The sequence below is a fragment of the Sphingobium trunci genome, assembly GCF_022664535.1.
Taxonomy (GTDB): domain Bacteria; phylum Pseudomonadota; class Alphaproteobacteria; order Sphingomonadales; family Sphingomonadaceae; genus Sphingobium.
Genome location: NZ_JAKUJY010000069.1, coordinates 1 through 852, shown reverse-complemented (window position 1 = coordinate 852; position 852 = coordinate 1). Strand labels below are relative to the sequence as shown.

At 60.4% G+C, this 852-nt stretch carries 1 protein-coding gene; it reads left to right on the top strand.

All coding sequences use genetic code 11. The features are described 5' to 3' along the window. Positions 1 to 80 precede the first annotated feature (80 nt). Positions 81 to 838 (top strand): IS5 family transposase gene (locus MJ601_RS21780; RefSeq protein ID WP_245405908.1). Its coding sequence is split into 2 segments (ribosomal slippage): positions 81 to 417 and positions 417 to 838, totalling 759 coding nucleotides; the frame shifts between segments, so codons are not numbered across the junction. The last annotated feature ends 14 nt before the right edge of the window (positions 839 to 852 follow it).

Genomic DNA, 852 nt, shown 5'->3' with positions numbered 1-852 from the left:
TAGGCCGTATCGACATTCAGGATTCCCAAACGGACTGATCGCTGATTCATAGGACTCCGTGTTGAAGCGCGGAGCGAGTGATGGCGATCAAGCGGTACGAGTTGAACGATGCGCAGTGGGCGAAAGTCGCGCCGCTGCTGCCGGGCAAGGCGAGCGATCCTGGGCGGACGGGGTCGGATAACCGACTGTTTGTGAACGGATGTTTGTGGGTTCTGCGGTCTGGAGCTCATTGGTGCGACTTGCCTGAGCGCTATGGCCGCTGGAAGACCGTGCATCGGCGCTTCAGTCGCTGGTGTCATGCTGGCGTATGGGAACGGGTGTTTGACGCCCTCACCACCGACCGCGACAACCAATATCTGATGATCGACAGCACCATCGTTCGCGCCCACCAGCAGGCGGCGACCGGAAAAGGGGGGCCCAGGACCAGGCGCTGGGGCGTTCCCGAGGAGGACTGACGACCAAGATCCATATGCTCGCCGATGCACAGGGTCGACCGTTGCGGTTCCGCATCACGGCCGGACAAGCCCATGACATCACCACCGCTCCCGCGCTTCTGGAAGGGCAGGAAGCCGATGCGGTGCTCGCCGATAAAGCGTATGACAGTAATGATTTACGTGAGACGATCGCGCAGATGGAAGCGCAGGCGGTGATCCCCTCCAAACGCAACCGCAAGGTCTTTATCCCGCACGACACAGACCTCTACAAACAGCGGAATCGGATCGAGCGATGCTTCAGTCGCCTCAAGCATTTCCGCCGCTTCGCAACGCGCTACGAACGGCGAACCATCCACTTTGCCGGCTTCATTCACCTCGCCGCCGTCATGATCTGGCTACGCTGAATGTCGATCCGGCC